General features: G+C 41.9%; 25 protein-coding genes. 6 read left to right on the plus strand and 19 right to left on the minus strand.

What is annotated here, in order from left to right; all coding sequences use genetic code 11:
* Positions 1-64: 64 nt before the first annotated feature.
* The 10 genes from MMU05_RS12560 to MMU05_RS12605 all read right to left on the minus strand — a co-directional run bounded on the left by MMU05_RS12560 (position 65) and on the right by MMU05_RS12605 (position 7,977).
* Positions 65-667 (minus strand): hypothetical protein, encoded by a 603-nt coding sequence (locus tag MMU05_RS12560; RefSeq protein ID WP_241142028.1) that lies wholly within the window; start codon positions 665-667, stop codon positions 65-67.
* A 180-nt stretch (positions 668-847) separates the two neighbouring features.
* Positions 848-2,377, minus strand: a complete 1,530-nt coding sequence (gene guaA, locus MMU05_RS12565) for a glutamine-hydrolyzing GMP synthase (protein ID WP_241142029.1) — start codon at positions 2,375-2,377, stop codon at positions 848-850.
* A gap of 200 nt (positions 2,378-2,577) precedes the next feature.
* Complete coding sequence (locus MMU05_RS12570) at positions 2,578-3,570, minus strand: phosphotriesterase family protein (RefSeq protein WP_241142030.1); 993 nt, start codon at positions 3,568-3,570, stop codon at positions 2,578-2,580.
* Between the two features lie 36 nt (positions 3,571-3,606).
* Positions 3,607-4,614: a ligase-associated DNA damage response exonuclease gene (locus MMU05_RS12575; RefSeq protein ID WP_241142031.1), complete on the minus strand. Its 1,008-nt coding sequence runs from the start codon at positions 4,612-4,614 to the stop codon at positions 3,607-3,609.
* A 65-nt stretch (positions 4,615-4,679) separates the two neighbouring features.
* Positions 4,680-5,309, minus strand: a complete 630-nt coding sequence (locus MMU05_RS12580; RefSeq protein ID WP_241142032.1) for a flavin reductase family protein — start codon at positions 5,307-5,309, stop codon at positions 4,680-4,682.
* Entirely contained in the window at positions 5,306-5,749 is a 444-nt protein-coding gene (locus MMU05_RS12585; protein ID WP_241142033.1) for a hypothetical protein, read from the minus strand. The genes MMU05_RS12580 and MMU05_RS12585 overlap by 4 nt, the downstream gene beginning before the upstream one ends.
* Positions 5,750-5,769: 20 nt before the next feature.
* On the minus strand, positions 5,770-6,033 hold the full coding sequence (locus MMU05_RS12590; RefSeq protein WP_241142034.1) for a hypothetical protein: 264 nt from the start codon (positions 6,031-6,033) through the stop codon (positions 5,770-5,772).
* Between the two features lie 78 nt (positions 6,034-6,111).
* On the minus strand, positions 6,112-6,798 hold the full coding sequence (locus tag MMU05_RS12595) for an SDR family NAD(P)-dependent oxidoreductase (protein WP_241142035.1): 687 nt from the start codon (positions 6,796-6,798) through the stop codon (positions 6,112-6,114).
* A gap of 110 nt (positions 6,799-6,908) precedes the next feature.
* Positions 6,909-7,607 (minus strand): GTP cyclohydrolase I FolE, encoded by a 699-nt coding sequence (gene folE, locus MMU05_RS12600; RefSeq protein ID WP_241142036.1) that lies wholly within the window; start codon positions 7,605-7,607, stop codon positions 6,909-6,911.
* The gene (locus tag MMU05_RS12605) at positions 7,567-7,977 is read right to left on the minus strand and encodes a 6-pyruvoyl trahydropterin synthase family protein (protein WP_241142037.1); all 411 of its coding nucleotides are present in this window, start codon (positions 7,975-7,977) and stop codon (positions 7,567-7,569) included. The genes folE and MMU05_RS12605 overlap by 41 nt, the downstream gene beginning before the upstream one ends.
* 303 nt (positions 7,978-8,280) lie before the next feature.
* On the opposite strand from MMU05_RS12605, the gene MMU05_RS12610 reads away from it, so the two are divergent.
* Positions 8,281-8,991 (plus strand): murein L,D-transpeptidase catalytic domain family protein, encoded by a 711-nt coding sequence (locus MMU05_RS12610; RefSeq protein ID WP_241142038.1) that lies wholly within the window; start codon positions 8,281-8,283, stop codon positions 8,989-8,991.
* On the opposite strand, the gene MMU05_RS12615 is transcribed toward MMU05_RS12610, so the two are convergent.
* Genes MMU05_RS12615 through MMU05_RS12630 form a run of 4 tightly spaced genes read right to left on the minus strand, consistent with a single transcriptional unit; the run spans position 8,980 to position 13,652 of the window.
* Positions 8,980-10,671: a L,D-transpeptidase family protein gene (locus tag MMU05_RS12615; protein ID WP_241142039.1), complete on the minus strand. Its 1,692-nt coding sequence runs from the start codon at positions 10,669-10,671 to the stop codon at positions 8,980-8,982. The two genes, MMU05_RS12610 and MMU05_RS12615, sit on opposite strands and share 12 nt — an antisense overlap.
* Positions 10,672-10,707: 36 nt before the next feature.
* Positions 10,708-11,556, minus strand: a complete 849-nt coding sequence (kdsA, locus tag MMU05_RS12620; RefSeq protein ID WP_241142040.1) for a 3-deoxy-8-phosphooctulonate synthase — start codon at positions 11,554-11,556, stop codon at positions 10,708-10,710.
* Position 11,557: 1 nt separating this feature from the next.
* Entirely contained in the window at positions 11,558-12,109 is a 552-nt protein-coding gene (locus MMU05_RS12625; RefSeq protein ID WP_241142041.1) for a KdsC family phosphatase, read from the minus strand.
* Position 12,110: 1 nt separating this feature from the next.
* The gene (locus tag MMU05_RS12630) at positions 12,111-13,652 is read right to left on the minus strand and encodes a bifunctional GNAT family N-acetyltransferase/carbon-nitrogen hydrolase family protein (RefSeq protein ID WP_241142042.1); all 1,542 of its coding nucleotides are present in this window, start codon (positions 13,650-13,652) and stop codon (positions 12,111-12,113) included.
* Positions 13,653-13,970: 318 nt separating this feature from the next.
* Between MMU05_RS12630 and MMU05_RS12635 the strand changes: the two genes are divergently transcribed.
* From MMU05_RS12635 to MMU05_RS12650, 4 genes are all read left to right on the plus strand, one after another.
* Complete coding sequence (locus tag MMU05_RS12635) at positions 13,971-14,906, plus strand: hypothetical protein (protein WP_241142043.1); 936 nt, start codon at positions 13,971-13,973, stop codon at positions 14,904-14,906.
* 366 nt (positions 14,907-15,272) lie between these two features.
* On the plus strand, positions 15,273-18,047 hold the full coding sequence (gene leuS, locus MMU05_RS12640) for a leucine--tRNA ligase (protein WP_241142044.1): 2,775 nt from the start codon (positions 15,273-15,275) through the stop codon (positions 18,045-18,047).
* Positions 18,048-18,126: 79 nt separating this feature from the next.
* Positions 18,127-18,447 carry a hypothetical protein gene (locus MMU05_RS12645; RefSeq protein WP_241142045.1) on the plus strand — a complete coding sequence of 107 codons (321 nt, stop codon included), beginning with the start codon at positions 18,127-18,129 and terminating at the stop codon, positions 18,445-18,447.
* Positions 18,448-18,474: 27 nt separating this feature from the next.
* On the plus strand, positions 18,475-18,999 hold the full coding sequence (locus MMU05_RS12650) for an FKBP-type peptidyl-prolyl cis-trans isomerase (RefSeq protein ID WP_113925779.1): 525 nt from the start codon (positions 18,475-18,477) through the stop codon (positions 18,997-18,999).
* A gap of 55 nt (positions 19,000-19,054) precedes the next feature.
* Here MMU05_RS12650 and MMU05_RS12655 read toward each other — a convergent pair whose 3' ends face one another.
* The 5 genes from MMU05_RS12655 to MMU05_RS12675 form a co-directional block, all read right to left on the minus strand.
* Positions 19,055-20,026 (minus strand): ABC transporter ATP-binding protein, encoded by a 972-nt coding sequence (locus MMU05_RS12655; RefSeq protein WP_241142046.1) that lies wholly within the window; start codon positions 20,024-20,026, stop codon positions 19,055-19,057.
* Positions 20,023-20,376 (minus strand): MmcQ/YjbR family DNA-binding protein, encoded by a 354-nt coding sequence (locus MMU05_RS12660; RefSeq protein ID WP_241142047.1) that lies wholly within the window; start codon positions 20,374-20,376, stop codon positions 20,023-20,025. Before MMU05_RS12660 ends, MMU05_RS12655 begins: the two co-directional genes overlap by 4 nt.
* Before the next feature lie 97 nt (positions 20,377-20,473).
* Positions 20,474-20,665, minus strand: coding sequence for a DUF6728 family protein (locus tag MMU05_RS12665; RefSeq protein ID WP_113925784.1), 192 nt, complete (start codon positions 20,663-20,665; stop codon positions 20,474-20,476).
* A 194-nt stretch (positions 20,666-20,859) separates the two neighbouring features.
* Complete coding sequence (gene ispG / locus MMU05_RS12670; protein WP_241142048.1) at positions 20,860-22,839, minus strand: (E)-4-hydroxy-3-methylbut-2-enyl-diphosphate synthase; 1,980 nt, start codon at positions 22,837-22,839, stop codon at positions 20,860-20,862.
* A 5-nt stretch (positions 22,840-22,844) separates the two neighbouring features.
* Positions 22,845-23,549 carry an SDR family oxidoreductase gene (locus MMU05_RS12675; protein ID WP_241142049.1) on the minus strand — a complete coding sequence of 235 codons (705 nt, stop codon included), beginning with the start codon at positions 23,547-23,549 and terminating at the stop codon, positions 22,845-22,847.
* Between the two features lie 239 nt (positions 23,550-23,788).
* Here MMU05_RS12675 and MMU05_RS12680 point away from each other — a divergent pair, with 239 nt between their 5' ends.
* Positions 23,789-26,068 carry a helix-turn-helix domain-containing protein gene (locus MMU05_RS12680; protein ID WP_241142050.1) on the plus strand — a complete coding sequence of 760 codons (2,280 nt, stop codon included), beginning with the start codon at positions 23,789-23,791 and terminating at the stop codon, positions 26,066-26,068.
* The last annotated feature ends 338 nt before the right edge of the window (positions 26,069-26,406 follow it).

The following is a 26,406-nucleotide window of genomic DNA, read 5'->3' on the forward strand; positions in this document are numbered from 1 at the left end:
TAGCACACTTCTGCGGGCTTAAGTCAGTTATCCTGATTATGTTTTCATTATGCCTCTTCTCAAGTTATCTCAAATCCAGCCCGATCAGATTTTCGGAGAGTACAAGGTCTTCCTTGGTCCGCTCTTTGCAGATTTCTATCAACTGAAAAATATCCGAATCCAGGTAATCTGTCTTTTTGATCTGAATGTCGTTTTCATCTCTAAAGGAAAACCTCAACCCGCCAGAGGAACCGTGGTCAATCTTTGTCAATCCCGAAATGTTACGATGGGAATTGATGACTCCCCGAAATTTCAATTGGTAACCATCCAATACCAGGGTAATGGGATTGAGGTTTTTGACCAGGAGGAATAAAAAACACTCATACAGCACGATCAACCAAAAGAGGACCAAAGACCATTTTGGTATCGGAACTCCAATAAAAAACAATATTGTACCACCGACGGCAAGAGCCAATGTCCATTTTTTAAAACTCTTTTTTTGCCTCCGCAAAAATAATTCTCCCCCAACGCCCCTTGTTACCAATTTGTAATGTTCTCTTCCATAAAAAACAAACATCAAAATCAGACAAAAAGACACAAGCCAATGATGGTGGCGGACACCAGACAGCAAAATCACGATGATGCTAAGAATCAAAAATGCTGTAACAATGATTTGTCTTTTTCTCATAACTCAAAATGTGCTGTGGTTTACAAATGAAAAAATCTTGGTCTTAAAGAAATTGTCATCCTTCAAATTAACTGAATCTAGGTAATATTTAAAACCTTATTTGAATGAAAATGCCGAAAAAGCAAAAAGAAGGAACACCTTGACATGTCCCTTCTTTCAATAATGGATTATGTTGCTTTATTATTCCCACTCAATCGTAGCCGGCGGCTTAGAAGAAATGTCATAGACTACGCGGTTGACGCCTTTGACACGGTTGATGATTTCATTGGACATTTTCCCGAGAAACTCATAAGGCAAATGGATCCAATCTGCTGTCATGCCGTCCACAGAGCCTACAGCTCTCAGCGCCACGACCTTTTCATAGGTCCTCTCATCTCCCATGACTCCGACGGATTGGATCGGGAGAAGGATCGCTCCTGCCTGCCATACCTGATTGTACAATCCTGAATCTTTAAGTCCTTGGATAAAAATATAATCCACTTCCTGAAGGGTTTTGACTTTCTCGGCCGTAATATCCCCCAAAATCCTGATCGCTAAGCCTGGACCAGGAAAAGGATGTCTTCCAATGATGGTCTCAGGAATATCCAAAGCCCTGCCTACTTCCCGCACCTCATCTTTGAACAGGGTGTTCAAAGGTTCCACTACCGAAAGCTTCATAAAGTCGGGCAAGCCACCCACATTGTGGTGGGATTTGATGGTGGCAGAGGGACCCTTGACGGATACTGACTCGATCACATCGGGATAGATAGTGCCTTGTCCAAGCCATTTGACACCCTCAATCTTGTGGGCTTCGTCATCAAAAACCTCAATAAATGCACGTCCAATTGCTTTTCTCTTTGCTTCCGGTTCACTCAATCCCGCTAAGGCATCGTAAAATCTTTGCTTGGCATCAACACCGATGACATTCAACCCAAGGGTTTTATAGGATTCCAAAACTTCTTCGTATTCATTTTTGCGGAGCAATCCATTGTCCACAAAAACACAATACAGGTTTTTGCCGATGGCCCTATGGATCAATGTGGCAGCCACAGAAGAATCCACACCACCGGAAAGGCCCATGACGACATTGTCGTTTCCGATTTTGGCTTTCAGTTGAGCAATAGTCGTGTCAATAAAAGTATCAGAAGTCCAATCCTGCGCACATCCACAGATGTGGACCACAAAATTTCTAAGCAGATTTTTTCCCTCCAGGGAGTGGGTTACTTCAGGATGGAATTGGATGCCGTAGGTTTCTTCACCCTGAACTTTAAAAGCAGCTACTTTCACAGAAGCGGTACTTGCGATGACATCAAATCCACTTGGAAGCGATTTGATGGTGTCACCGTGGGACATCCATACCTGTGAACCATGGGTCATTTCCTTGAGAAGGCCATAATGAAGGTCAATGTCATCGAGATTGGCACGGCCATATTCCCGTATTTCTGAAGGAAGGACTTCTCCTCCATATTTGTTTGCAAGGAGCTGGGCGCCGTAGCAAACTCCCAAAAGCGGCAGTTTACCGCGAAGGCTATCAAGGTCTAAATCAGGGGATCCTGCATCCCTTACCGAGCAGGGGCTGCCTGAAAGGATTACTCCTTTGATGTCAGAGTTGATTTCAGGAATTTTATTGAAGGGGTGGATTTCGCAATATACATTGAGTTCCCTCACCCTGCGGGCGATGAGTTGTGTGTATTGGGAACCAAAGTCTAGGATGAGGATTTGTTCTGCCATGCGCAAAGGTACACAGGGCAGGGATATTGGAAAAAGGAAAGGGAAATATTTTCAGAAGATTATTTTGTAATTGAAAATTGGAAGATTGGAAAATTGTAGAGCTAATAGGTATTGAGTTAATTTGTTATTGGGTTAATGGTTAACTTGCTTCCCTGTTATCCAGCTTCTCCAGAAGCAGGATAGATTTTATAGCTGTTTTTTTATTTAATCGAAAAAGCCTTTGCGGGATTCTCGATCAACATCAAATCCAATTCAGATTGGGTAAATCCCTTTCCCTTAAGCATAGGAATCAACTCATCGAACAAAGCCGTGAAGCCTTTAAAATCACCCCCATTAGATTCTCCCGGACTGTACCATCCCGCATCATGCGAAAGTAGCACATGGTCCAAAAGCCCATTTTCTTTACAATATACAATCCTCTCCAAATGGTCGGGAATGTCCCAAGCGATGCCATCTAAGCTGATCCAAACTCCCTCTTCAGCGGCTTTCTTATAATTCTCAAAGTCTTTCTCTGCCTGTGCATGTACCCATACAAAATGGGAAAGGTCAATCTTTTCTTCTTTCAATACTTCGATTTCGGCATTGGCTGTTTCCCAAGTTCCGGTATGGGATACGATCAAAAGACCCGTTTCCCTGTGGGTAATGGCTGCCGCCCTGACCAGTTTTGTATCCATCTCTGAAAGTGGAGCACCGCTATTGACTGAGATTTTGATAAATCCTGGTCTAACGCCTGTGTCTTCTATTCCTTCCTGAAATTCTTTAACCCATCTTTTCGCTAATTGCTCTGCAGATTCGGTCAAAGCATGTGCTGGTATGTATTTCCCCTCCACAGCACCGTAGTAGCCGGTATTGGTAATAAACTGAATGCCTGTAGCTTCCGTAAGCTTTTGGAGTAAAACAGGATCTTTACCCAAATAAGATGGCGTACATTCAACCAAGGTTTTGACACCTCTTGCTTTGATTTCCTCCAAAAAAGGCAAAACCTTTTGCACCACGGAATCCTTGTCCCAACGGTGGTATCCCGTAGAATCTGCTCCGATAAAGTCCACCAAAATATGCTCATGGATCAAAGAAAGACCCATTTCGGAAGGGGAAATTTCTCCGTTGACGGTATAGATTTTACCCTGCTCAGATTCCTGAGGGGTACATCCAAATAAGATTAGAATCAGAAAAACCGGGATTAAAGCTCTCATGGATTTGAATTTTTTCCATAAGTTAAAAAAGATAGGCTAAGAATCCTCCAAATTGCTGTTTTCCCCTTCAAACAAAGTCTTCAATTCTACCGCGTGAATTTTCTCCACTTCTTCCAAATACCTTCCAAAAACCGCAGTGCTGCCATGGGTCAGGTAAACTTTTTCAGCCTCTGTCGCTTTGATTGCAGTGATCAATCCCTCCCAATCTGCATGGTCAGAAAGCACAAAACCGGCGTCTGCAGCTCTGCGTCTTCGGGCGCCTCTGATAGCCATCCAGCCAGAGCAGATTCCTGTTTGGTAGGGGGAGAATTGCTTCATCCATGGAGAACCCATTGCGGAAGGTGGAGCGATGATCATGGCTCCCTTGAACCTGCTTTTGGGGATTTCGGCAGTAACTTTTGGGATGTCAACTACTTTGACCCCATTGGCGATCAGTGCCTGATTGGTATTCCAAATAGCCCCATGGGCAAAAACCTCCCCAATGGACAAATCCAAATTATTTATAATCCGTTGTGCTTTTCCCAATGAGTAGGCGAACAGAACCGAATTTCTTCCCTTCTCCACATTTTGCTTCCACCAAGCATTGATATCTTCAAAAATCTCTTTTTGGGATTGCCATTTATAAACAGGCATTCCGAAAGTACATTCCGACACAAACTCATGACACTTGACCGGCTCAAAAACCTGGGAAAGACCATCATCTTCAGTCTTATAATCCCCGGAAATGACAACGGTTTTTCCTTTGTATTCCAACCTGACTTGAGCAGAACCGGGTATATGACCTGCAGGATGGAGAGACAGCATCACCCCATTGATGTCCAATGTTTCTCCATATTCGATGGTTTCCAAAGAAATCTCCTGACCGAGACGGAGTTTCATCACTTCACCGGAATGATGATGCGAAAGATAATGCTTCATTCCCCAACGGGAATGGTCTGAATGGGCGTGGGTGATTACCGCCTTGTCAACAGGCTTCCAAGGATCAATAAAAATATCCGCTTGAGGACAATACAATCCTGATGGTGTCAATTCAAGCAGATTCATTCTTTTGTTTTTTTAAACTTAACCCCAAAAAATTTATACTTTTGATTTATTACCTCATCCTTACCTCAAATCTCTTCAAGTTCTTTTCCTGGCTTTGGATAACTCAATCTTGCGATTTTTTTTCCTACATGGTACTCATCCAAACCTGTAACCGTAACTGTCCCCAATACATTCAGATCCAGTGAACCGTCAGATCTCAGACCTTTTTCCTCAACCCAGACATGTTCGATGGCTCCAATGAGTAGTTCCGTACCGTTGACCTGGAGGGTTTGGGTTTCTACCAACTTGCACCCTACTTTCACCGGACTTTTGGCTACAAATGGGGCAAAAAATTCTTCTATGTATTCTTCATCCAATCCTGTGGCTTCGAATTCTGAACCGGAATACCTTGCCGCCGTTTGGTGGGCTTCCCGGTAGAAATCTTCTGTAACATGATTGAGGGTAAAATACCCTGTTTCAAGGATATTTTCGAGGGTATGCCTTTCGACTGAATGAGGTCTGAACAAAATCCCCACCAAAGGAGGACTGGCTCCGATATGAAAAACCTGGGAGAAAGGAGAAAGATTGGTAACTCCTTTCAAGCTCTTTGTACCGATGAGATTCAGGCTTTTGTAACCTGAGAGGCAATTGATAAAATCTCTTCTAAAAGACGATTCGGCCTCCAAAATGGAAGCCTTATCGAAATGCTTCATCATATCAAAATGGCTTCTTCAATGGAATTACAATATTTAATATCCAAAAGGTGGATAATATTATCAGGATTGTTTTTCAGGATTTGTTCTTTGGAAATCATTACCATTTTTTCAAACCATTTTTCTTCCGGAAGGATTTTGCGGTGCTGGTCCACGCCGAGCTCAAGCATTTTATTTTTCCAGTGAAGGAAGTACCACTCCATACTAGGTTGGTGAAAAGCCCGGAGAGATCTTTTATCAAAAATGAATTTTCTGAACTTTCCTTTTTCTATGATTCTGGTGATATGGATAAAGGTGGTTTTGAAATCATCAATGGGAATATAGTCTGTCAATAACTCACAGATGATCATTCCTTTTTCTTGATTGGCGTATACCTTGGCGTACTTTTCTTCAAAAATAAGCCCGAAGTTGTTGAGATCGATGGTATTGGCAGTGATATTCATGATGGTGTCTGGGATTATTTTTAGTGAAACGACCGGTTTTTCATGTTTTTACCATTTGTAACTTCTTCCTTGAAGCTACCTAGATTCTCTTCAAGACGGATGGCATATTCCAAAGTTGTCTTGATCAGTTCTTGCTGGGAATGAATCTGCTCTTTCAATCTGGAAAGCTCTCTGTTCATGTCCCCCAATTTGGCTTCATACTCTTTCTTTAGCCTTTCCTTTTCCAGTCTGGCTTTTTCCAGTTCTTCCTTGAAAATCAAAAATGATTCTGGTGGAGTCCTCATAATGTCTAAAACTTTATAATAGGGAGAATACCCAATCGTAATACAATAATCCTCAATAAATGTTTGAAATCTTCGAAATTACATTCCTCTGACCGAAGACATTCCTCCGTCAAGGTGTAAAACCTGACCTGTCATCCACGCCGCATCGGGGGAAAGTAAAAATAACACAGCACCGGCTATGTCCTCTGGCTGACCATACCTACCGAGTGGATGTCTTTTGTTGGAGGCTTCTTTTTTATCGTCATTGCCCAAAAGTGCTGAGGCCAAAGGTGTATCTGTCAGCGAGGGGGCGACCACATTGACCCTGATTTTGTTGGGTGCCCATTCGGCTGCCAGAGATTTTGCCAAACCTTCGACTGCTCCTTTGGCACTGGAAATGGAGGAATGAAATCCAAGGCCCACCTGCACCGCAACGGTACTAAAAAGGACAACAGATGCTGATTCAGATTTTTTTAAGCCCTTGAGACAAGCATGTAACACCCTTACAGCTCCAAGGACATTGACTTCGTAATCTTTTTGAAAATCTTCAATCGAAAACCGGTGAAAAGGCTTCAGACTGATAGTGCCCGGACAATAAACAAGTCCATCAATCACTTCCGGAAGTCCGGCAATTGAATCAAATTTTTCGGTGACATCGAGGTGTGACTCACCTTCACCTGACCTATGAAAAGGAAAAACATTTGCTCCCAAAGCCCTTGATTTTTCAATGATTGACTTGCCTATACCCGAATTACCACCGATGATGACAATGTTTTTATGATTCATAATTGGTTTTTTTATAAAATCTTTTTGGAAAAAAAATGTTTGAAAACCTGGTGATAAAAAAAAACCGGGACTGATGTCCCGGTTTGATTTGGTTCAGTTTTCAACTACGATTATTTCATGCTGATATATTTCATGAACTCCGTTCTGGAAGCTTCATCTTTCTCAAACTTCCCGCTGTAATAAGAAGTGACGGTCGCACTGTTGACGTCTTGGATCCCTCTGCTTGATACACACATGTGGTGCGCATCGATGATGACGGCAATATCTTCTGTTCCCAGCATTTCTTTCAACTCATTGCCGATCTGCATCGTCAATCTTTCCTGCACCTGTGGTCTTTTGGCAAAGTACTGTACTATCCTGTTGATTTTGGAAAGCCCAATAACTGTTCCGTTTGATATATAGGCGACGTGAGCCTTTCCGATGATCGGGACGAAGTGGTGTTCACAGTTGGAGTGGAAAGTAATGTCCTTCTCCACCAACATCTCATTGTACTTGTATTTGTTTTCAAAAAGCTTTACATCCGGCTTGTTTTTGGGATCAAGACCACTGAAAATTTCTTTGATGTACATTTTGGCCACTCTTTTTGGGGTTCCTTTCAGGCTGTCATCTGTCAGGTCAAGTCCCAAAACATGCATAATTTCTCTGAAATGCTTTTCGATAAGCTCCATCTTGAGCTCATCATCCATCTCGAAAGCATCTTCTCTCAGTGGAGTATCGTGGGAAGTCCCGATGTGTTCATCCCCCATTTCGTCATAAGATTGAGAAAAATTAATTCCCATCGTATTCAACAAAGTTTCTTTCTGTTTCATATAGCCGAATCGTTAAGTCGTATTTAGTGTCGATTTTTTTCCTTAAAATATTCCAAATAACCACAGCGATATTTTCCGCTGTTGGGTTGAGATTTTTGAATTCATCTGTATCTAAGTTTAAATTTTTATGATCAAATTTATTTAGTACCTGTGATTTGATTAAATCACTTAATATTTTCATGTCATACACATAACCCGTTCCGGGATCGATGGGTCCCAAAAGCTTTACTATCAATTCGTAATTATGACCATGAAAATTGGGATTGTTGCACTTCCCAAAAACACGCTCGTTTTCTTCTGTTGACCAATCAGGGTTGTGTAACCTATGTGCTGCGTTGAAATGCTCTTTTCTATATACTGCTACTTTCATTGTTTATCAAACAGGAGTTTATTAATTTTTGTTTAATATTTATTTAATTTCTTTAAACAAAAATTTCAAACGATTGATTATCAGATAGGAATATCTGTAATTTTTATGAATAATTTCTAAACTTATATAAAGGATGCCTTTTAACATTTATCCACGTTAAAACAGTTCCAATAAATAAACCTGACTTATAGTTTCAGTCATTCACAAATAATACTCCAAGAAAATTGGATATAATGGCACTGGATTTGTAAGTTTGGCGTTATACAATTTCTTTTGTAATTCCCAGACTATCAATCATATATAATGCGAAAACTCACTCTAGTCCTTGTTTTACTGCTCGGCAGCTCTATCTCCACCCATTTTTTTGTCAACAGTTCTCCTTCTTCTATCCTCAAGGAGCTATCTTTCGAGAACCACCTCATCGAACTTGTCAGCTCAAATTCTGCCAATGTGTCCATTGAAATCCCCGAAAGAGAAATTTTGTCATACGGCATCAAAGGGTATCTGAAAATGCAGGAGGACGGAAAAATTTCGAATGGCAAACCACTGACTGTTATCGACTTTTCTTTGCCCTCCACGGAAAAAAGAATGTGGATCATTGACATGAAAGACGGCCTTATCCTACACTACGGCCTTGTATCCCATGGCAGGAATTCAGGTGACCTGATGGCAAAGCAATTTTCGAACGTTAGTTCTTCTTATATGAGCAGCCTTGGGTTTTATCTTACAGGAGAAACCTACCAAGGCAAACACGGATATTCTTTGAGGCTTGACGGTCTCGAAAAAGGATTCAATGACAAAGCGAGAGAGCGTGCCATTGTTATCCATGGTGCTGATTATGCCCATGAAAATTTCATCAAACAAACCGGGAGATTGGGGAGAAGTCTGGGTTGTCCAGCCTTGCCAAATGAAATCGCAAATGAGGTGATTGACATGATCAAAGAGCAATCTCTCCTATTTATCTATGGCAAAGACAAAGAATATTTGGACAAATCTGTTTTCTTAAATACCTGATTTTTTGATCCGATTTTCTTTGAGGGCGGTATAAATTTCTCCGTCCCTGTTATAGATATCATCCCTGAAATAAATGTTTCCCCTGGAATCTGACCAATATGTCAGGTAAATGATGGCGACAGGAATCTTCCTGTTTAGATTGACAGTCTGTTCTTTTGTCTGATGCATGGCAGAGTTGATTTTTTCATCCGTCCATGCAGGATCATGTGACAACAAGATTTTAGCAAAGTCAAAAGGCCTTTGAATCCGGATACAGCCGTGACTTAGGGCCCTATCTTCCCTTTCAAACAAACTTCTGGAAGGAGTGTCATGGATATAAACACTGTTTTTATTTGGGAACATAAACTTTACAAGGCCCAACGAATTATTCTCACCTGGCTCTTGGCGGACTGTATAAGGGAATGACCTAGCGCTAACCTTGGACCAATCAATAGAGGAAGGATCAATGGTCCCACCTGACGAATTCAACAATTTCATATTGTTTCTAGACAGGTATCGGGGATCCTTTTTGACTTTTGGGACAATCTCATTTCTGGTTATGGAGGTGGGTACTGTCCAAGTCGGGCTAAAGACAATGTAAGACATCAGGGCACTGAATTGCGGGGTAGAATGGTAACTTTTTCCAACAATCACTTTGGAAGTCAGCACTGTGTCCAATTTTTGAATAAAATCAAGTTGAAAATTTGCTGTATTGACCAAGATCAACTCCATCTCCTTGATGGTGTCCGGAAGCCAGCGAAGTCTCTCCAGGTTGACAGTTGCGGTGGCGATTAAGTCCAAAGGCTTTTGGTTGAGGGCCTGAATCGTCCCCTTACCGATCACTCCGTCGGTTTCCATGCCAAATCGTTTTTGGATCATTTTGATGCCGTCCATCATCAGACTATCATATACCTTTTCATCCAAAGGCTGATATGGCTTTAAAAAGCCCCAAAAATATAGTCTTTCTCTGATTTCAGGCAATTGGTTATGGTCATCACCCAGTTTGATGGATTTGTCTATTTTCAGGTTTTTCCAAGTGGCAATGGGTTCCTTTTCAAACCTCTTTTGCTCTTCAAAAAGCTCCCTCAACCCATCTCGCATTTTTTTGTAAATGCTAAAAGCAGGATAAAAACCCTCAATACTTGATCTAAGACTTCCGGATTGGATGGCGGCCCCAAGCTGCCGGTCAATCATAAGCTCAGGTACATTCCGCTGGATACTCCATGTGGTTTTTAAGCTTTCAGGGTCTACTTTTCCCAAAAAAAGATGAGAAGAAAGCATGATGTAAGCATCCGTCAGCAACACGTCGACTGCAGCGAGTTCCATGGATTTCAATTGTTCTCCTGATTTTTTTGCAGCTTCAAAGCGGTCAAAATAACCATTAATGGCCTGAAAATGATAGTCATCAGGATTAAGTCCATCAAACTTTGACTGCGCAATTTCATAGCGCATTTCATAGGCAATTTCCGGAAGGATTTGGTTTTTGACCCATGCCGGTTCAAAATTTCTTTCTCCGTAAAACCTATGGATCACTACCGAACTGAAAAGCTCATTTTCACCAATCCTGGGTCTTTCTTCCGGACTGTTGCTTTCTAGGTATTGCCGGATAAAGGAATCAATGCCGTTTTCGTCCGGGGCTTGCTGCGCAAAAAGAGAGACATGCAAAATGCATGTAAAAAACCCCAATAAAACCCTTTTCATTTGTTTTTGATTTATCGTTTATGAAACATCTATCTGCTATTTGACTGAAAAATCCTGATACTTCTGACCAAGTTCCCAAGTCTCTTTCAACATAGTCAGGAAATCCTTCATCCTGTTCAGAGGAATGAGGTTTGGTCCGTCACTGAGTGCTTTGGCCGGCTCAGGATGCGTTTCTATAAAAAAACCATCAACTCCTGCCGCAGCCGCTGCTCTCGCCAAAAACGGGGCAAATTCCCTCTGTCCGCCACTTGTGCCTCCCATGCCACCGGGTTGCTGCACACTGTGTGTTATATCAAAAACCACCGGAGCAAATTGCCTCATAATCGGCAGCGCCCTCATATCGACCACAAGATTGTGGTAACCAAGGGTAAATCCACGCTCAGTCAGACAAACATTCTCATTGCCTGTGGACCGTACTTTGGTGACCGCATACTGCATGTCCTCCGGCGCCATAAACTGGCCCCTCTTGATTTTTACTGCTTTTCCTGTCTGTCCTGCAGCAAGCAATAAATCTGTCTGCCTGCAAAGAAATGCGGGAATTTGAAGCACATCCACTACTTCTGCAACTTCTTCAGCCTGATAACTTTCATGAATGTCAGTGACCAAGGGAACGTTAAGTGCTTTACCGACTCTCTGAAGAACTTCCAATGACTTGTCCATTCCGATACTACGGAATGAAGATGAAGATGTCCTGTTTGCCTTATCAAATGAAGCTTTGAAAACGTAAGAAAAACCAAGTTTGTCGGCATACTCTTTTACAGAACTGCCAATCTCCATACAGATGTCAAAGCTTTCGACTGCGCACGGACCTGCAAACAAAACAGGTTTGCCAGTTCCCAAGACGATGTCTTCGGTAATCCTCATTGGTTGGGTAAATTTCTCCATATTATGGGTTGAGATATTTGTCTATGATATCGGACAACTGTCCTTTTGATTGTAATATTAAGTCGGACACTTCCCGGAAAACGCCTTGGCCGCCATTGAGGCAGGACACAAAATCAACATGGGCACTGATATAGGGCAATGCGTCTGCGGGGCATGCCGAGAATCCAACTTTCCTGATCAGAGGAAGATCAATCAGGTCGTCTCCGATGTAGGCCACCTCTTCGACCATAAGGTCCAATACTTCTAGGATCTCTTCCAATTTTTGCGCTTTGTCACGCACACCATGGTAATGGAAGTCAAAGTTAAGTTCCTCGCACCTGTTTTCTACCACTTTGGAATTCCTTCCTGTAATGGCCCCGACGAGGATTCCGCTTTTGCGGAGATGGGAGACAATAAACCCATCCTTGACATTGAATCGTTTGTATTCCAATCCGTTGTCATCATAAATGATCCCACCATCAGTCAAAACACCATCCACATCCGTGATGAGCAATTTGATTTTTTCTGCTTTATGGGCGATTTCTTCTGTAATTCCTGAAAGATATTTCTGCATTTTATTTCTTTTTCTTCCATTGAATGGAGTAGAGGTCAAGTCTTCTTTGGTCAAGGTTTCTCACGCTTCCTGCTTTCCTTTGCTTGGTCAATAGATCCAAGTCAACATCTGCTACAATGGTTGTTTCGGCATTTTCAGAAGCTTGCGCAACCGTAGCATCATGGGGAAAAGAGAAATCCGAAGGTGAATAAATCGCCGCTTGGGAATATTGGATATCCATATTTTCCACCCTTGGCAGGTTTCCCACGGATCCCGTAATCGCTACATAGCATTCATTTTCGACTGCTCTTGCTTTGGCGCAGGTATTTACCCTGAGGTAGGCATTTTTGGTATCAGTCCAAAACGGGACAAACAAAATGTCCATTTCCTGTTCGGCCAAAATCCTCCCCAACTCAGGAAACTCCACATCATAACAAATCAAAATTCCGATTTTTCCGGCATCTGTATCAAATACTTTGATCCCATTTCCACCCTGTAAACCCCAATAGGCTTGCTCGTCAGGCGTGATGTGTAGCTTATATTGCTTGTCGGTTGTTCCGTCTCTCCTACAGAGGTAGCTCACATTTCTGAGTTTTTTGCCATCATACTCAGGCATACTTCCCGCGATGATGTTCACATTGTAGGAAAGGGCCAAGTCCCTCATCCTGCTGATGATTTCGTCAGTATAGTCAGCTACATTACGGATCGCCTCGGAGGCGTCCATGTCGTTGAATTCTGCCAATAACGGCGCATTGAAAAATTCGGGAAACAGACAAAAATCTGACTTATAGCCGGAGATGGTATCCACAAAAAACTCCACTTGCTGCATCAAATCGTCGACGTTGTTGAAGCGACGCATTTTCCATTGGACCAAACCCAAGCGGACAATTGATTTTTTGTTTCCTATCAGTTTTTCATCCTTCTCATAATAAATATTGATCCATTCCAAAAGCGTGGCATAGGCTCTTGAATCGGTATCTTCAGGTAGGTATTTGGTGATTACTTTTCTGACGTGAAATTCATTCGCCAACTGGAATGAAAGAACAGAATCAAAGATTTCTTTACTTTTTACCAAGTCGATATATTTTCTTGGCGTCATTTGATCAGCGTACTTAGAATATCCCGGGATTCTTCCTCCCGCAATGATGGATCTCAGGTTCAGGTTTTCACAGAGCTCTTTTCTAGCATCGTAAAGCCTCCTTCCCAATCTCATTCCGCGGTATTCCTGATGGACAAATACGTCAGTTCCATAAAGCGTGTCCCCATCATTGTCGTGGGTGTCAAACTTGCCAAAACCGGTAATTTGGTCATAGGTATGGTTGTCACCGAATTTGGTATAATCCACCACAAGACTTAGCGCTGCCGCCACTACTTTGCCATTATCTTCGATACAAATCTGACCCTCAGGAAAGGCGCGGATCTGGTTTTTCAATTCTTGTCTTGACCACGCACCTCCTTGGTCCTTGTAGATGGTAACCATGATTTCACGGATATCATCATAATCAGAAAGTTTGATATTCCGGAGTTTGAGCCGGTGCTCTAATTCTTCCTTTTGCTTACTCATGGTTCAAAATTAACCAAAATAAAGCCAATCTTTAAAAAAATATACAACCGATACCGATTAAAATAAATAAATGGACATGGCTTAGTTTTCAATTCCAAAATCAATTTATTGAGGGTGAAAATATTTTTTGGACAAACAACCTACAATTTTGAAAAAAAGCGTTTTTGCTAGGGTAAAAAATTACTGTAAATCAGGCTGATATCTTGAAGGCCGATGCTGATAAAACATTGAATATTTGATTCTTTTTATATTTATTTACATCTCCTAAGTGTGTGTTTGATCTGCACCAACTCCCAATTAGTTCCCTTTTCGATTAGTATGAAAAAAATATTCTTTACACTTTTTGTCACCTTGATATCCTTTGCGGCGCATTCACAGAGCTTCTATCGGTATAGGTTTGATGCCCCTTGGTCAGTGGCTGTTTCGGCAGGACCCACACAATATTTTGGGGAGTTATATTCTCTTTGGAGATACAATGAAGGGATTCAGCCTGACTGGAATGCAAGTTTTGCAGTGAGGAGAACCGTTGGCACGTACATCAGGGCGAGGGCTGAATTTACCTATTACCAGATTTCCGGATCGGACATTCCGGCAGATCCAAGGAGTTACAGGAATCCTAGAAACCTCAGTTTCAGGGCAAGAAACTGGGAGGCAAGTATGGTGGGAGAATTCCACCTTAAGCCTGTCAAAGTATATAACATCACAAGGAACTTTATCAATTTTTATGGTTTTGCAGGCGTAGGTGTATCAAGCAATGATCCAAAAGCAGAATTGAACGGCACTTGGGTCGATCTCCGTCCTCTCCAGTTGGAAAACAACCCCTACGACAAATACATTTTCGTTATACCCACCGGAATAGGCATGAAATATAAATTGAATGTCTGGACTGATCTGACCCTAGAGATGAATTACAGGTGGACCTTTACGGATTATATGGATGACATCAGTGCGTATAACATCAAAGATTTTTATCAGGACCTCATTACCGATTATGGGGTCAATGGTGACGGACCAAGACCTGACAGACTTCGTCTAGCTGTTAGAAATCTTGATTTTTATAAAGAAAATGGTGAACCCGATGTCCAAAAAATCATTGACAACGGCGGTAGAATCCGAAGAGGTTCAGGATTGGATGAGCGCTTTGATGGTTTCTTGACATTTAATGTGGGCTTGGAGATTTACCTTGCTCCTGATATCTGGGACAACTGGATTTTTAGAAACCGGGTCAATGAAAAGAGCTTCAGGTTCTGGTAATGTTAAAGATTTGAGATTTTTTAAATGGTTATCCAATTCTTTGCCAATAAACCAATATTCCATTACAAACAGGACAGAAGACCGAAGTCGGAAGACCGATGAACCGGCCATTCAGACTCCTGCTAGGAATTATATTGAAATATCATTTTACCGGAATCATCAAGTATCACCATAATTTTTTAAGGAATAATAGTAATCTTTTTAAATCCGGACCTCGAGAGTAAGTTCATCTTCAAGTTTGGGACTTTGCTTTGAGCGATTTCATTTTGATTTATCGATCAAAGCAAATAAGGGAATGTCAGCCTATTCCCGTGATTTTTCCTATTTTTGCAAGCAATTCTCAAAAAGCAACGCAATTATTCCATAATGGCTGATTACAATTTTCAGGAAATAGAAAAAAAGTGGCAAACCTACTGGGAGCAAAACCAGATTTTCAATGCCCAAGTTGATCTGACAAAACCGAAGTTTTATTCCTTGGACATGTTCCCCTATCCTTCCGGGGCGGGCTTGCATGTCGGTCATCCACTTGGATATATCGCCTCTGATATCATCACGAGATTCAAGAGATTGCAGGGATACAATGTCCTTCATCCGATGGGTTATGATTCATTTGGTCTTCCTGCGGAGCAATATGCCATTCAAACCGGACAACATCCTGCCATTACTACGGAACAAAATATCCGCCGTTATACAGAACAGCTGAAGAATATCGGTTTTGCATTTGATTGGGACAAAGAAGTCAGGACTTCCGACCCGAGCTATTACAAGTGGACGCAGTGGATCTTTATGCAGCTGTTCAACAGCTATTATGATAAGAATGAGAACAAAGCCTTGAGCATTGCTTCTTTGGTAGAAAAGTTTTCTTCCGAAGGAAATGCAAATGTCCATGCGGTTTGCGATGAAGATACACCCGAGTTTTCTGCTTCTGATTGGAACAATTTCAATGAAAAAGAACAACAGGAAATCCTGTTAAAATACCGCTTGACTTTCCTCGCGGAGACCTCCGTCAACTGGTGCGCAGCCTTGGGTACAGTACTTTCCAATGATGAAGTCAAAGATGGTTTCTCCGAAAGAGGAGGCCATCCTGTGGAGCGCAAAAAAATGATGCAGTGGAGCATGAGGATTACAGCCTATGCTGACAGATTGCTTCAAGGATTGGAAACAGTAGAATGGTCCGAACCCATCAAGGAAATGCAGCGAAACTGGATTGGAAAATCCATCGGTGCAGAGATGGTTTTTCAGGTCAAAGGACAGGATAAACTGATCAAAGTATTTACTACAAGGATAGACACCATCTATGGTGTGACATATTTGGCATTGGCACCCGAGCACGATTATGTCATTGAACTGATCACCGATGACCAAAGGAAAACTGCTGAGGCCTACATCGAGACTGCCAAAAACCGCTCCGAAAGAGACCGGATGTCAGACGTCAAAACCATCTCCGGCGCATTTACGGGATCTTATGCTATCAATCCATTTAATGGGGAAGAAATCCAAATTTGGGTGGCGGATTATGTTTTGGCAGGTTATGGAACCGGAGCGGTCATGGCAGTACCTGCACATGATGAGCGGGATTACAACTTTGCAAAGCACTTTGGATTAGAGATAAGGCAAGTAATTGCCGGAAGCATGGAAAACGGTTCCTTTCCCGGAAAAGGAGGAACGATCATCAACTCGGGATTCATTTCCAATATGGAAATGAAGGAGTCGATGAATAAGGCCATCGAATTCCTAGAAGAAAAGAAAATCGGAAACGGCAAAATCCAATACAGAATGCGTGATGCCATTTTTACGCGTCAGCGTTATTGGGGTGAGCCGCTACCTGTTTATTTCAAAGATGGACTGCCTTACCTGATGGATGAAAAAGACCTGCCTTTGGTTTTGCCTGAGGTGGATAAATATTTGCCTACCGAAGATGGCGAACCACCACTTGGCAGGGCAAAAGACTGGACATACAAAACTGCTGAGGGAGAATTTCCATTAGAAATGAGCACCATGCCTGGATGGGCAGGCTCTAGCTGGTATTTTTTCAGGTATATGGATCCGGGAAATACCGAGAAGTTTGTTTCTAAAGAAAAAGAACAGTATTGGGGTTCGGTGGACCTTTACATCGGCGGTGCAGAACATGCGACCGGACATTTGCTGTATTCTCGGTTTTGGACCAAGTTCCTATTTGATATCGGTGCGGTAAGTATCGAAGAGCCATTCCAAAAGATGATCAATCAGGGAATGATTCAGGGAAGATCCAATTTTGTATTTAGAGTAAAAGGAACAAACACTTTTGTAAGCCATGGTTTCAAAGATCAATATGATACTTCTGCCATGCATGTCGATGTGAATATTGTCAATAATGACCACCTGAACATTGAGAAATTCAAAGCATGGAGGCCTGACCTGAAGGACGCTGAATTTGTATTGGAAGACGGAAAATATATCTGTGGTGCGGAAGTGGAGAAAATGTCCAAGTCCAAATACAACGTGGTCAGTCCGGACGACATCATCGAAAGATATGGAGCCGACACCTTGAGACTGTATGAGATGTTCCTTGGACCTTTAGAGCAATTTAAGCCCTGGAATACCAATGGCATCGACGGCGTATCCAAATTCCTGAAAAAGCTTTGGAGATTGTACCATGATGCCAACGGAGAATTCAGCGTTTCCGAAGAAAAGGCCGGTAAAGAAGAACTTAAAACCCTTCACAAAACCATCAAAAAGACACAGGAGGATCTGGAGAATTATTCCTTCAATACTTCCGTGGCGTCATTTATGATCTGTGTGAATGAGTTGTCAGCTTTGAAATGCAACAAAAGAGAAATCCTGGAGCCATTGGCCGTGATCGTTTCTCCTTACGCTCCACATATTGCAGAGGAACTTTGGACACTTTTGGGTCATTCCGAATCGATCATATTTACTTCTTTCCCTGAATTCAAGGAAGAATTCTTGGTGGAAAACAGCCACGAATATCCTGTTTCCATCAATGGAAAAATGCGGGCAAAACTCATGCTTCCTTTGTCCTTGACCAAAGAAGAAATCGAAGAAGCTGCATTGAAAGACGAGACAGTGTTGAAATGGACCGAAGGAAATGTCCCGAAAAAGGTGATTGTTGTTCCAGGTAAGATTGTAAATATTGTGATTTGAGAAAGTTGAAAAGTTAATATGTTTCAAGGTTCAAAGGTTACCAATTGCCAATAACTCAATAACCATTAACTATTTCCCCATGAACCGCTTCTTCGTTGCTTTTGCTGCCATCGTTTCCTCCGGAATATTCGCTTATTCCTATTGGAGGGAATGGATAGGTTACAAGATGCTTGGCGAAGAATTGGTACTGCAACCCGTGGAAAAAGCAGAAGTTCCTTATTTCCATGCTTCAGAGGAAATGTATCTCAAAGTTCTGTTTGTATTTGGAATAGTTTTCGGCTTGATATTCATTGCTTCCATTCTGTTGACATACAGGCAGAAATGGGGATGGGTTTTTGGATGTTTCGTCCTCAGCATGCTCAGCATATTGGCCGTCATGATCAATGGCGCTATCAAGTAAGTTAAAATTGAAATTAAATCCTTTATCATGGAAATAGTAAAAAACGCAGTGGTAGGGCTGACCTACGAACTTAAAGTCAGCAAAGAAGAAGACGAAATCGAGTCAGTGCCCTTCAGTGTGGAAGTCAGAGACAATGAAGATCCTTTTTACTTCATCTTTGGGTTTAGTGGATTACCGGAAAAATTTGAAGAACTGTTGGCCGGAAAAAGCCAAGGTGAAAGTTTCAACTTCACCATCTCTGCGCAAGATGCTTACGGTGAACCTGACGATGAAATGATCATGGCATTGCCCAAAGACCAGTTTTCAGCCGCGGCAGGATTCGAGCCCGAGATGTTGGAAGAAGGAAATTTTCTTCCCCTTGTGGATGAAAATGGTTATCCCATGCAGGCAAAAGTATTGAAGGATCTTGGTTCAGAAATTTTATTGGACTTCAACCATCCTTTGGTAGGTTTTGACCTTCATTTTGATGGGGAAGTATTTGAGGTGAGGGAAGCAACTCCTGAAGAACTTGACCACGGTCATGTCCATGGAGACCACGGACATCAGCATTGAGTTATGTTATAAATGGATCATTACCAAAGTTTAAAACTTTGGTAATGATTTATATTTAGGTGCTTAACCTTTTGGAAAAGGAAATCTCTTTTCCTTCCTCCCATTTCAAAAATACTTTTTCTCCTACTGCAAAAACCCTTTTTTTATCCTCAATTTTCCAGACAGTTCCGTCAGTCAGTTTTACCATCAACTGGTTATAATGCACCAGATATTGCCTCTCTATAATTCTGGCAGGAATACCGCTTGTCTTGAATAATTGAACATCTGAAGGCCGAATATAGGTTTTCTCTATATTGGGAAGGGGGTTCAAATGACTGAAAAGCTTTGCTGCGTAGAGGTTTTTTGGTTTGGAAAAAATCTCCTCAGGATGGCCTTTTTGGATCAATTTTCCCTTTTGCATGATCACCAAGTCATTGGTCATCTGCAGCGCATCATCCAAGTCATGGGTTACAAAAAGCACAGTGACTCCAAGATCCTGAAACATGCTCTTCAGTTCCATGATCAATTCCCGCCGCTGTATCGTATCCAAACTCGAAAACGGTTCATCCAATAACAAAACCTGCGGCTCCACACTCAACGCCCTTCCGATTGCTACTTTCTGTTGCTGTCCTCCCGAAAGATGCCTCGGTAATTTGTCCCTAAACTCCTTTAACCCCAGCATTTCCAAAAGCATCTCAACCCTGCTTTCCTTGTATTTTTTTTCAAAAAGTAACAATGGCCTCAATATATTCTCCTCAACCGTTGATTTGGGATAGAGGTGATAGTCTTGATAAACCAATTGGATTTCATCAATTCCTGGCACAAGTTGCTCTTTGGGATTTTGAACCCTGACACCGTTTAGAAAAACTTCACCTTCATTCCTACTTTCCAAACCGGCAATTATTCGAAGCAAGGTACTTTTGCCTGAACCACTTTCCCCTACCAAGGAAATGATTTGGCCTTTTGGAATGTCCAAAGAAAAATTTTTGATTACAGGCAGACCTTCCTGAAAGCTTTTTAGGATGGAATCGATTTTGAGGTAGCTCATGGTGTAAGGATACTTTCTCTGGTTTTCTTTGGCAAGCTATTCAAAATCAAATCATAGGAATGATCAACCAATTCCAAAATCAACTTATCCGAAACTGACCCATCAAATATTACCGTATTCCAATGCTTCTTGTTCATATGGTATCCAGGCACAATTCCACGGTATTTTTCCCGGAGTTCAGCAGCTCTTTCAGGATCACATTTGAGGTTGACACTTTCAAAAAGATCAATGTCAATGATGGCAAAAATCTTTCCGCCCACCTTAAAGCAAAGGGTATTTTCATCGAAAGGCGTATCCTCGGAAGTTCCTGATTTGGACAGGCAATATTCCCTAAAAAAGGTAATGTTCATGGGAAATAGGGGGGTAGTGGTTGATCGGTAATTGGTTATTTGGTTAAAGGTAAAAAGTAATGAGGAAGAAGTAAAAGGAAAAAAATGGCAGATTGGTTTAAGTGCAACGTTTAAAAATATAAACGATGATGGCGGCCAAAAACATCAGGATAGAAATCTTATTGATGCCATGCATCATTCGGAGATTGAAATTGGAAGGTTTGTTTGGATCAGGTTTCTGAAAAACCCGGATAAAATAATGACCTACTTCTCCAACTTTAAAAAATTCCTTTAATCTGCTGTTTGACATATTTATGGTTTTTAGAAATTGGTTAATGAGTTATTGGCGTGAATCCAATCGTATTGATGTAACTATTTATAAATAAGTCAACAGACCACAGTAGACTGTCCACCACGTGAAATTGATTTTTCAAAACATATCTCAAAATTTGAATGGATTACGGACTGAAAACTGAGACTGAACACTGTTTTCTGATCACTGAATCAAACCTCCGGTTCGATCCACATGCCGTCTTTTCGGATAATTTCGATCAGTTCGTCCACAGCCCTCTCGGAAGGAACAGATTTTTTCACTACCTCTTTCCCTTTGTATAAGGTGATTTTACCTTTTCCCGAACCGACATATCCAAAGTCAGCATCTGCCATTTCACCGGGACCGTTTACTATACAACCCATGATGCCGATTTTGACACCTTTAAGGTGGTCTGTTCTTTTGCGGATCATGGCCGTGGTTTCTTGAAGATCGAATAAAGTCCTCCCGCAGGAAGGGCAGGAAATATATTCCGTCTTGGACATCCTGGTTCTGGCAGCTTGTAGCACACCAAAGCCTACAGAATTATGCAATTTGATCTGTACCAAAATCTGCTCTCTTTCACGGCCTTCATAAGCTCCGATTCCCAACATGATACCCTCTCCCAAACCATCAACCAACAACCCTCCTACATCCGTAGCTGCATAAAGCATGGTTTTGTCTGAGTCCTGTACAGTATAATTAACCATTACAACCACCGGAGCCAAGCAATGGTTTTCCATCAGGGAAATAAAAGTTCGACGGAGGGCAGCCATTTTATGTGCATTGTCACTCTGCAAAATCACGACGACGTCTTTTCTTCCTTCCAAAAACGGAAGAGCTTCATATACTTCTAAGTCTGAAAGCATCAGAAAATTCAATCCATAATGGAAGTTTGCCGCTATCTTAAATTCAGGCAAGGTAAAAGCAGGAAACTTATTGACCTGATCTTCTGAATGTAGCCAATGGTTGAAATATTGGATCTCCTTCATACCGTTAGGCAGCATGAAAGGAATCGGATGGTCACCTGAAAACACGTAATCGGCACCCTGATCGTTCATTTTCCATTTGTCCAACTCAGGCAAATAGAAGTGGCCGATGTTCTTCATTTCCTTTTCAGTGATGTTGGCTATTGCAGAAATATCTGCAATCACCCTAGGAACATTGCTGCCACCAAAATTAAAAACCTCAATAGTATCTCTTTTATTGTGCTCAAAAGGTGTGATTGGAAAATGATGAAGCTCCTCAATCGGTGTATGACCTTTCCTCTCGGCATATCGGTCCACCAAAGATTTTGCGACGGGTGCTTCAAACTCCGGATCTTCTGTCAATGAAACGCGCACGGTATCTCCTAATCCATCTTCCAACAAAGTTCCAATCCCTACAGCAGACTTGATTCTTCCGTCTTCCCCATCTCCCGCCTCGGTCACTCCCAAATGCAGGGGATATGGCTTAAATCCACCTTCATCCAACTTCTGCACCAATAACCTGTAAGCCTGCACCATGACTTGGGTATTGGAAGATTTCATTGAAATGACAATGTCATGGTAATTCTCATCTTCACAAATCCTCAAAAACTCCAAAGCAGATTCAACCATTCCGAGTGGAGTATCACCATAACGGCTCATAATCCTGTCGGAAAGCGAACCGTGGTTGGTTCCTATGCGCATGGCTGTCCCGTATTCTTTACAGATTTTGACCAAAGGAAGAAATCTTTCCCTGATGCGGTCCAATTCTTCCTGATAGCTTTCGTCAGTATATTCTATGACCTCAAATTTCTTTTTATCGGCATAGTTTCCCGGATTGATCCGCACTTTTTCCACGATTTTTGCAGCGATTTCGGCTGCATTGGGGGTAAAATGTATATCAGCGACCAAGGGAGTATTGTATCCCCTTTTCTTAAGTTCGTTTTTGATGTTTTGGAGATTTTCAGCCTCCTTCATGCTAGGTGCAGTGATTCTGATAAGTTGACACCCACTTTCGATCATGCGAATACTTTGCTCCACCGAGCCTAGGGTATCCATGGTATCGACAGTTGTCATGGATTGCACTACAATGGGATTGTCTCCCCCGATGACCACATCACCCACTTTGACAGGGATGGTTTTCCTTCTGGAATATTCCGTCAGGCTATTACAATACTTGATTTTTTCCAACACTGATTTGGGTTCCATACCGGTCATAAGTCTCCTAATTGGGGTCTGATCACTATTTCTTCAACAACAGAATAGGGCGAAAGGTTATAAGCCGCCCATACTGATTCGGCAACATCGGCGGATTTCATAAACCGCTCCTCAGGAATATCAACTCCTTCCCAACTTGCGGTATAGGTAGCGCCAGGCAATACCGAGGTTACTTTGATGTTATAATTTTTTAATTCTTCTCTTAGGCATTTTGTAAAACCCAACATTGCCCATTTGGATATTGCATAGCTCCCGCCGTTGGCATAAGCAGTCAAGCCTGCTATGGATCCGATCGAAAAGATATGTCCTGATTTCCTGGCCATCATTTCGGAAGTAAATGCCCTAGTCAGGTAATAGGCAGAGAAAAGATTGGTCTGCATCATCAGTTCAAAATTACCCTCCGGTTCAGAATGAATAGAACCGGGATAAAAAACACCGGTGTTATTAATGATGACATCCGGGAATGTTATCTTTTTTACAAATTCAGAAAATGCATGTACTTCTTCCTTTTTGGAAAGGTCTGCAGAAAAAATATGGATATTCTGATTGGGAAATTGAAATTCAAAATCACCCTTCAAATTCTCCAAATCTCCTAAATGGCGTGCACAGGTAAAAACATCAAAACCTTCTGCCCCAAACTTCTCAATGATAGCGCGGCCAATTCCTTTTGTTCCTCCCGTAACCAATATACTTTTTGACATTCTGATTTTTTTAATGAAGAAATTTTGATGATAATTATTCTTATGGAATAAAATACAGCACCTGGTTTTACAGACAACCATTCTTTAATTCCAGAATTGACCTATCGGGTTTACTTAGTATTTCAATAGTTAGTATGACAACTATCTATCGGAAACAAAGTTACATTTTTTTAAAAACTTTGCGAACTTAAACGTTTATTCCCGGGTGCTATAGGTTTTTTGTTCTTAATTTTAGCCATATGGAAACTCAGATTACAGACAGGTTGGAATTGGCGGCACACTTTGTGAACAGCACCAATAGCCCGATTTTTTTGACAGGAAAAGCCGGAACAGGCAAAACCACATTCCTCAGAAAGCTTGCTGACCTTACCCACAAGCGTTTTGTGATCCTGGCGCCTACCGGAATTGCTGCATTACATGCCAAAGGAGTTACCATACATTCCCAGTTTTTACTTCCTTTTGGGACATTTCTCCCTACCCGTGAACCTGAAGGGAACTTCAGCAGTAATGGCAATTTCTTCACCCAATTTACTTTAGGCAGAAGACATCCTTTGAATATGGCAAGAAAAAAGGTCCTGAAAGCTGTGGATCTGATCATCATCGATGAGGTCAGTATGCTGAGGGCGGATATTCTCGATGCGATTGATTACCGGATGCGTAGTGTAAAAAGAAATTTTGAAGAGCCTTTTGGCGGGGTTCAGGTCCTGATGATCGGAGATTTGTTTCAATTGCCCCCTATTGTGAAAGATTACGAATGGCAGGTCCTCAACAAATTTTACAAAAGCATGCACTTTTTTGAATCCCAAGCGATTCGCCAATCCGGAATGGTTTATTTGGAATTGGACAAAATCTTCCGACAAAAGGACGAGAAATTCATCACGATTCTCAATCATCTCCGCGACAACGAGGCCACCGCAGCAGATATCGCTTTTTTGAACACCTTTTATAAAACAGAGGAGGAAATCAAAAACTTACGAGACACTATTATCATCACCACACACAATTATAAAGCTGAAGAACACAACCAAAAGGAATTGGCAGCACTCAAAACCAAATCCCATACTTTCGAGGCGGTGATTGATAAGGATTTCCCGGAAAGCCTTTATCCCATACCAAAGGTCTTGGAGCTAAAAGAAGGTGCCCAGATTATGTTTATCAAAAATGATACGAGTGGTTTTTCAGAATATTTCAATGGGAAAATGGCAACTGTCAAAACCATCGACGGAGACGAAATAATGGTTCGTTTGGCAGACAGTTCGATAGAATACAAGCTTCGAAAAGAAGTTTGGGAAAACAAAAAGTACATCATCAATGAGGAAACCAAGGAGCTAGAAGAGGATGTGATCGGGACTTTTGAGCAGTATCCTATTAAGCTTGCTTGGGCTGTGACTGTACACAAAAGCCAAGGATTGACCTTTGACCGGGCCATCATTGATGTAGGACAGGCTTTTGCTCCGGGCCAGGTGTATGTGGCGTTGAGTAGGTTACGGGGTTTGGATGGGCTTACCTTGCGTACCCGCATCCAATCCCATGTCATCAACAGTGACCGGGATGTAGTCAACTTTACCCAGACAACACAAGAACAGGAACCTTTGGAGAGGCTACTTAGCCTTCACCAAAGGAAGTACATGGCAAGGCTTTTGGAAAGTACATTTGACTTTGGTGAGATCATCAATTCACTCCAAACTTTTTCAAAAGATTTTGGAGGCACTATGGAATTTGAAGATGCAGAAATGCAAAAAGCAATTCCTCTTATTTATGAAGGGTTTCTTCAAGAAGGTGAAAATACCTACAAATTTCAGCGGCAATTATTACAGATTCTCCAATCAAACGAGGAAGGAAAGCTACTTGAACGATTGGAAAAAGGAAGCCAATATTATTCCAAGTTACTTGAATCAAGCCTCAAAAATCTATTGATCCATGCAGGGGAGGTTGAAAGGTTTACCAGGAGTAAAAATTATCTGGAAGGGATTTCAGAAGTAGAATTAATGGTTTTTAAGAAACTGACTGAGGTCAAGAAAGTGACTTTTTTGGTCCCTGCCATTTTCAATGGGGAGGAAATCGGTAAAATGGACAAAGTTTCACAAGAACTCATCGACCTTCGGCTTGCACTGGCCCAGGAAGCAAGACAGGCAGCAAAGGATAACCCCAAATTTGCCACCAACAAAACAGGTAGGAAAAAGAAGGAAAAAGGGGATGCCAAACTCAAAAGAGAAAAAGGGGAAACCTACGAAATTACCTACGAGCTGAGTCAAAGCGGAAAATCAATTTCAGAAATTGCTTCAGAACGGGGATTGGCGGAATCCACTATTCGTGGACATTTAGCCAAGGGTATTGCAGAGGGAAAAGTCTCTATCCATTCGCACATATCTCAAAAGGAGATCGAGGAAATCGGGAACCTTATCCAATCAAAAAATGGGGATATTGTGCTCGTTCGCCAAGAATTTCCTACCAAGTACGATTATGGTATTTTAAAAATGGTTGCCAATCACCTTGCAGGACTAGAGAAAAACAGCTGATACATTTTTCAATCTCTTCAATCTCTGTTTAACCAGACCTTGTTATCCTTACTGGCCCTTAAAACGCAAAAAGACCCTCAGGGATGAATCTGAGGGTCTTAATAATGTGGCGGCGGCCTACTCTCCCGTGCGCCGTGGCGTACCTGTACCCCGCCACGCCTGCCCGCCCTTGCGTATCGGGGCAGGAAGAGGTGGATTGATATCATTACAGTAAAGGAAACCTCCAAAAACGCCAAAAGCCAGCTTTATGGGCTGGCTTTTTGAATAATGTGGCGGCGGCCTACTCTCCCGGGTGTAACCCCAGTACCATCGGCGCTGCAGGGCTTAACTTCTCTGTT

Source organism: Cognataquiflexum rubidum, from assembly GCF_022538115.1.
Taxonomy (GTDB): Bacteria; Bacteroidota; Bacteroidia; order Cytophagales; family Cyclobacteriaceae; genus Cognataquiflexum; species Cognataquiflexum rubidum.

Bases quoted from the DNA above. Each gene is read 5' to 3' on its own strand.
- folE (WP_241142036.1), bottom strand. From the start codon at position 7,607: ATGAAACAGAAAGAAACTTTGTTGAATACGATGGGAATTAATTTTTCT.
- MMU05_RS12570 (WP_241142030.1), bottom strand. From the start codon at position 3,570: ATGAGAGCTTTAATCCCGGTTTTTCTGATTCTAATCTTATTTGGATGT.
- MMU05_RS12615 (WP_241142039.1), bottom strand. From the start codon at position 10,671: ATGAAAAGGGTTTTATTGGGGTTTTTTACATGCATTTTGCATGTCTCT.
- MMU05_RS12660 (WP_241142047.1), bottom strand. From the start codon at position 20,376: ATGAACATTACCTTTTTTAGGGAATATTGCCTGTCCAAATCAGGAACT.
- MMU05_RS12655 (WP_241142046.1), bottom strand. From the start codon at position 20,026: ATGAGCTACCTCAAAATCGATTCCATCCTAAAAAGCTTTCAGGAAGGT.
- MMU05_RS12590 (WP_241142034.1), bottom strand. From the start codon at position 6,033: ATGAGGACTCCACCAGAATCATTTTTGATTTTCAAGGAAGAACTGGAA.
- MMU05_RS12675 (WP_241142049.1), bottom strand. From the start codon at position 23,549: ATGTCAAAAAGTATATTGGTTACGGGAGGAACAAAAGGAATTGGCCGC.
- MMU05_RS12560 (WP_241142028.1), bottom strand. From the start codon at position 667: ATGAGAAAAAGACAAATCATTGTTACAGCATTTTTGATTCTTAGCATC.
- kdsA (WP_241142040.1), bottom strand. From the start codon at position 11,556: ATGGAGAAATTTACCCAACCAATGAGGATTACCGAAGACATCGTCTTG.
- MMU05_RS12645 (WP_241142045.1), top strand. From the start codon at position 18,127: ATGAACCGCTTCTTCGTTGCTTTTGCTGCCATCGTTTCCTCCGGAATA.
- MMU05_RS12625 (WP_241142041.1), bottom strand. From the start codon at position 12,109: ATGCAGAAATATCTTTCAGGAATTACAGAAGAAATCGCCCATAAAGCA.
- MMU05_RS12610 (WP_241142038.1), top strand. From the start codon at position 8,281: ATGCGAAAACTCACTCTAGTCCTTGTTTTACTGCTCGGCAGCTCTATC.
- MMU05_RS12595 (WP_241142035.1), bottom strand. From the start codon at position 6,798: ATGAATCATAAAAACATTGTCATCATCGGTGGTAATTCGGGTATAGGC.
- MMU05_RS12665 (WP_113925784.1), bottom strand. From the start codon at position 20,665: ATGTCAAACAGCAGATTAAAGGAATTTTTTAAAGTTGGAGAAGTAGGT.
- leuS (WP_241142044.1), top strand. From the start codon at position 15,273: ATGGCTGATTACAATTTTCAGGAAATAGAAAAAAAGTGGCAAACCTAC.
- MMU05_RS12635 (WP_241142043.1), top strand. From the start codon at position 13,971: ATGAAAAAAATATTCTTTACACTTTTTGTCACCTTGATATCCTTTGCG.
- MMU05_RS12680 (WP_241142050.1), top strand. From the start codon at position 23,789: ATGGAAACTCAGATTACAGACAGGTTGGAATTGGCGGCACACTTTGTG.
- MMU05_RS12580 (WP_241142032.1), bottom strand. From the start codon at position 5,309: ATGATGAAGCATTTCGATAAGGCTTCCATTTTGGAGGCCGAATCGTCT.
- ispG (WP_241142048.1), bottom strand. From the start codon at position 22,839: ATGGAACCCAAATCAGTGTTGGAAAAAATCAAGTATTGTAATAGCCTG.
- MMU05_RS12630 (WP_241142042.1), bottom strand. From the start codon at position 13,652: ATGAGTAAGCAAAAGGAAGAATTAGAGCACCGGCTCAAACTCCGGAAT.
- MMU05_RS12605 (WP_241142037.1), bottom strand. From the start codon at position 7,977: ATGAAAGTAGCAGTATATAGAAAAGAGCATTTCAACGCAGCACATAGG.
- MMU05_RS12575 (WP_241142031.1), bottom strand. From the start codon at position 4,614: ATGAATCTGCTTGAATTGACACCATCAGGATTGTATTGTCCTCAAGCG.
- MMU05_RS12650 (WP_113925779.1), top strand. From the start codon at position 18,475: ATGGAAATAGTAAAAAACGCAGTGGTAGGGCTGACCTACGAACTTAAA.
- guaA (WP_241142029.1), bottom strand. From the start codon at position 2,377: ATGGCAGAACAAATCCTCATCCTAGACTTTGGTTCCCAATACACACAA.
- MMU05_RS12585 (WP_241142033.1), bottom strand. From the start codon at position 5,749: ATGAATATCACTGCCAATACCATCGATCTCAACAACTTCGGGCTTATT.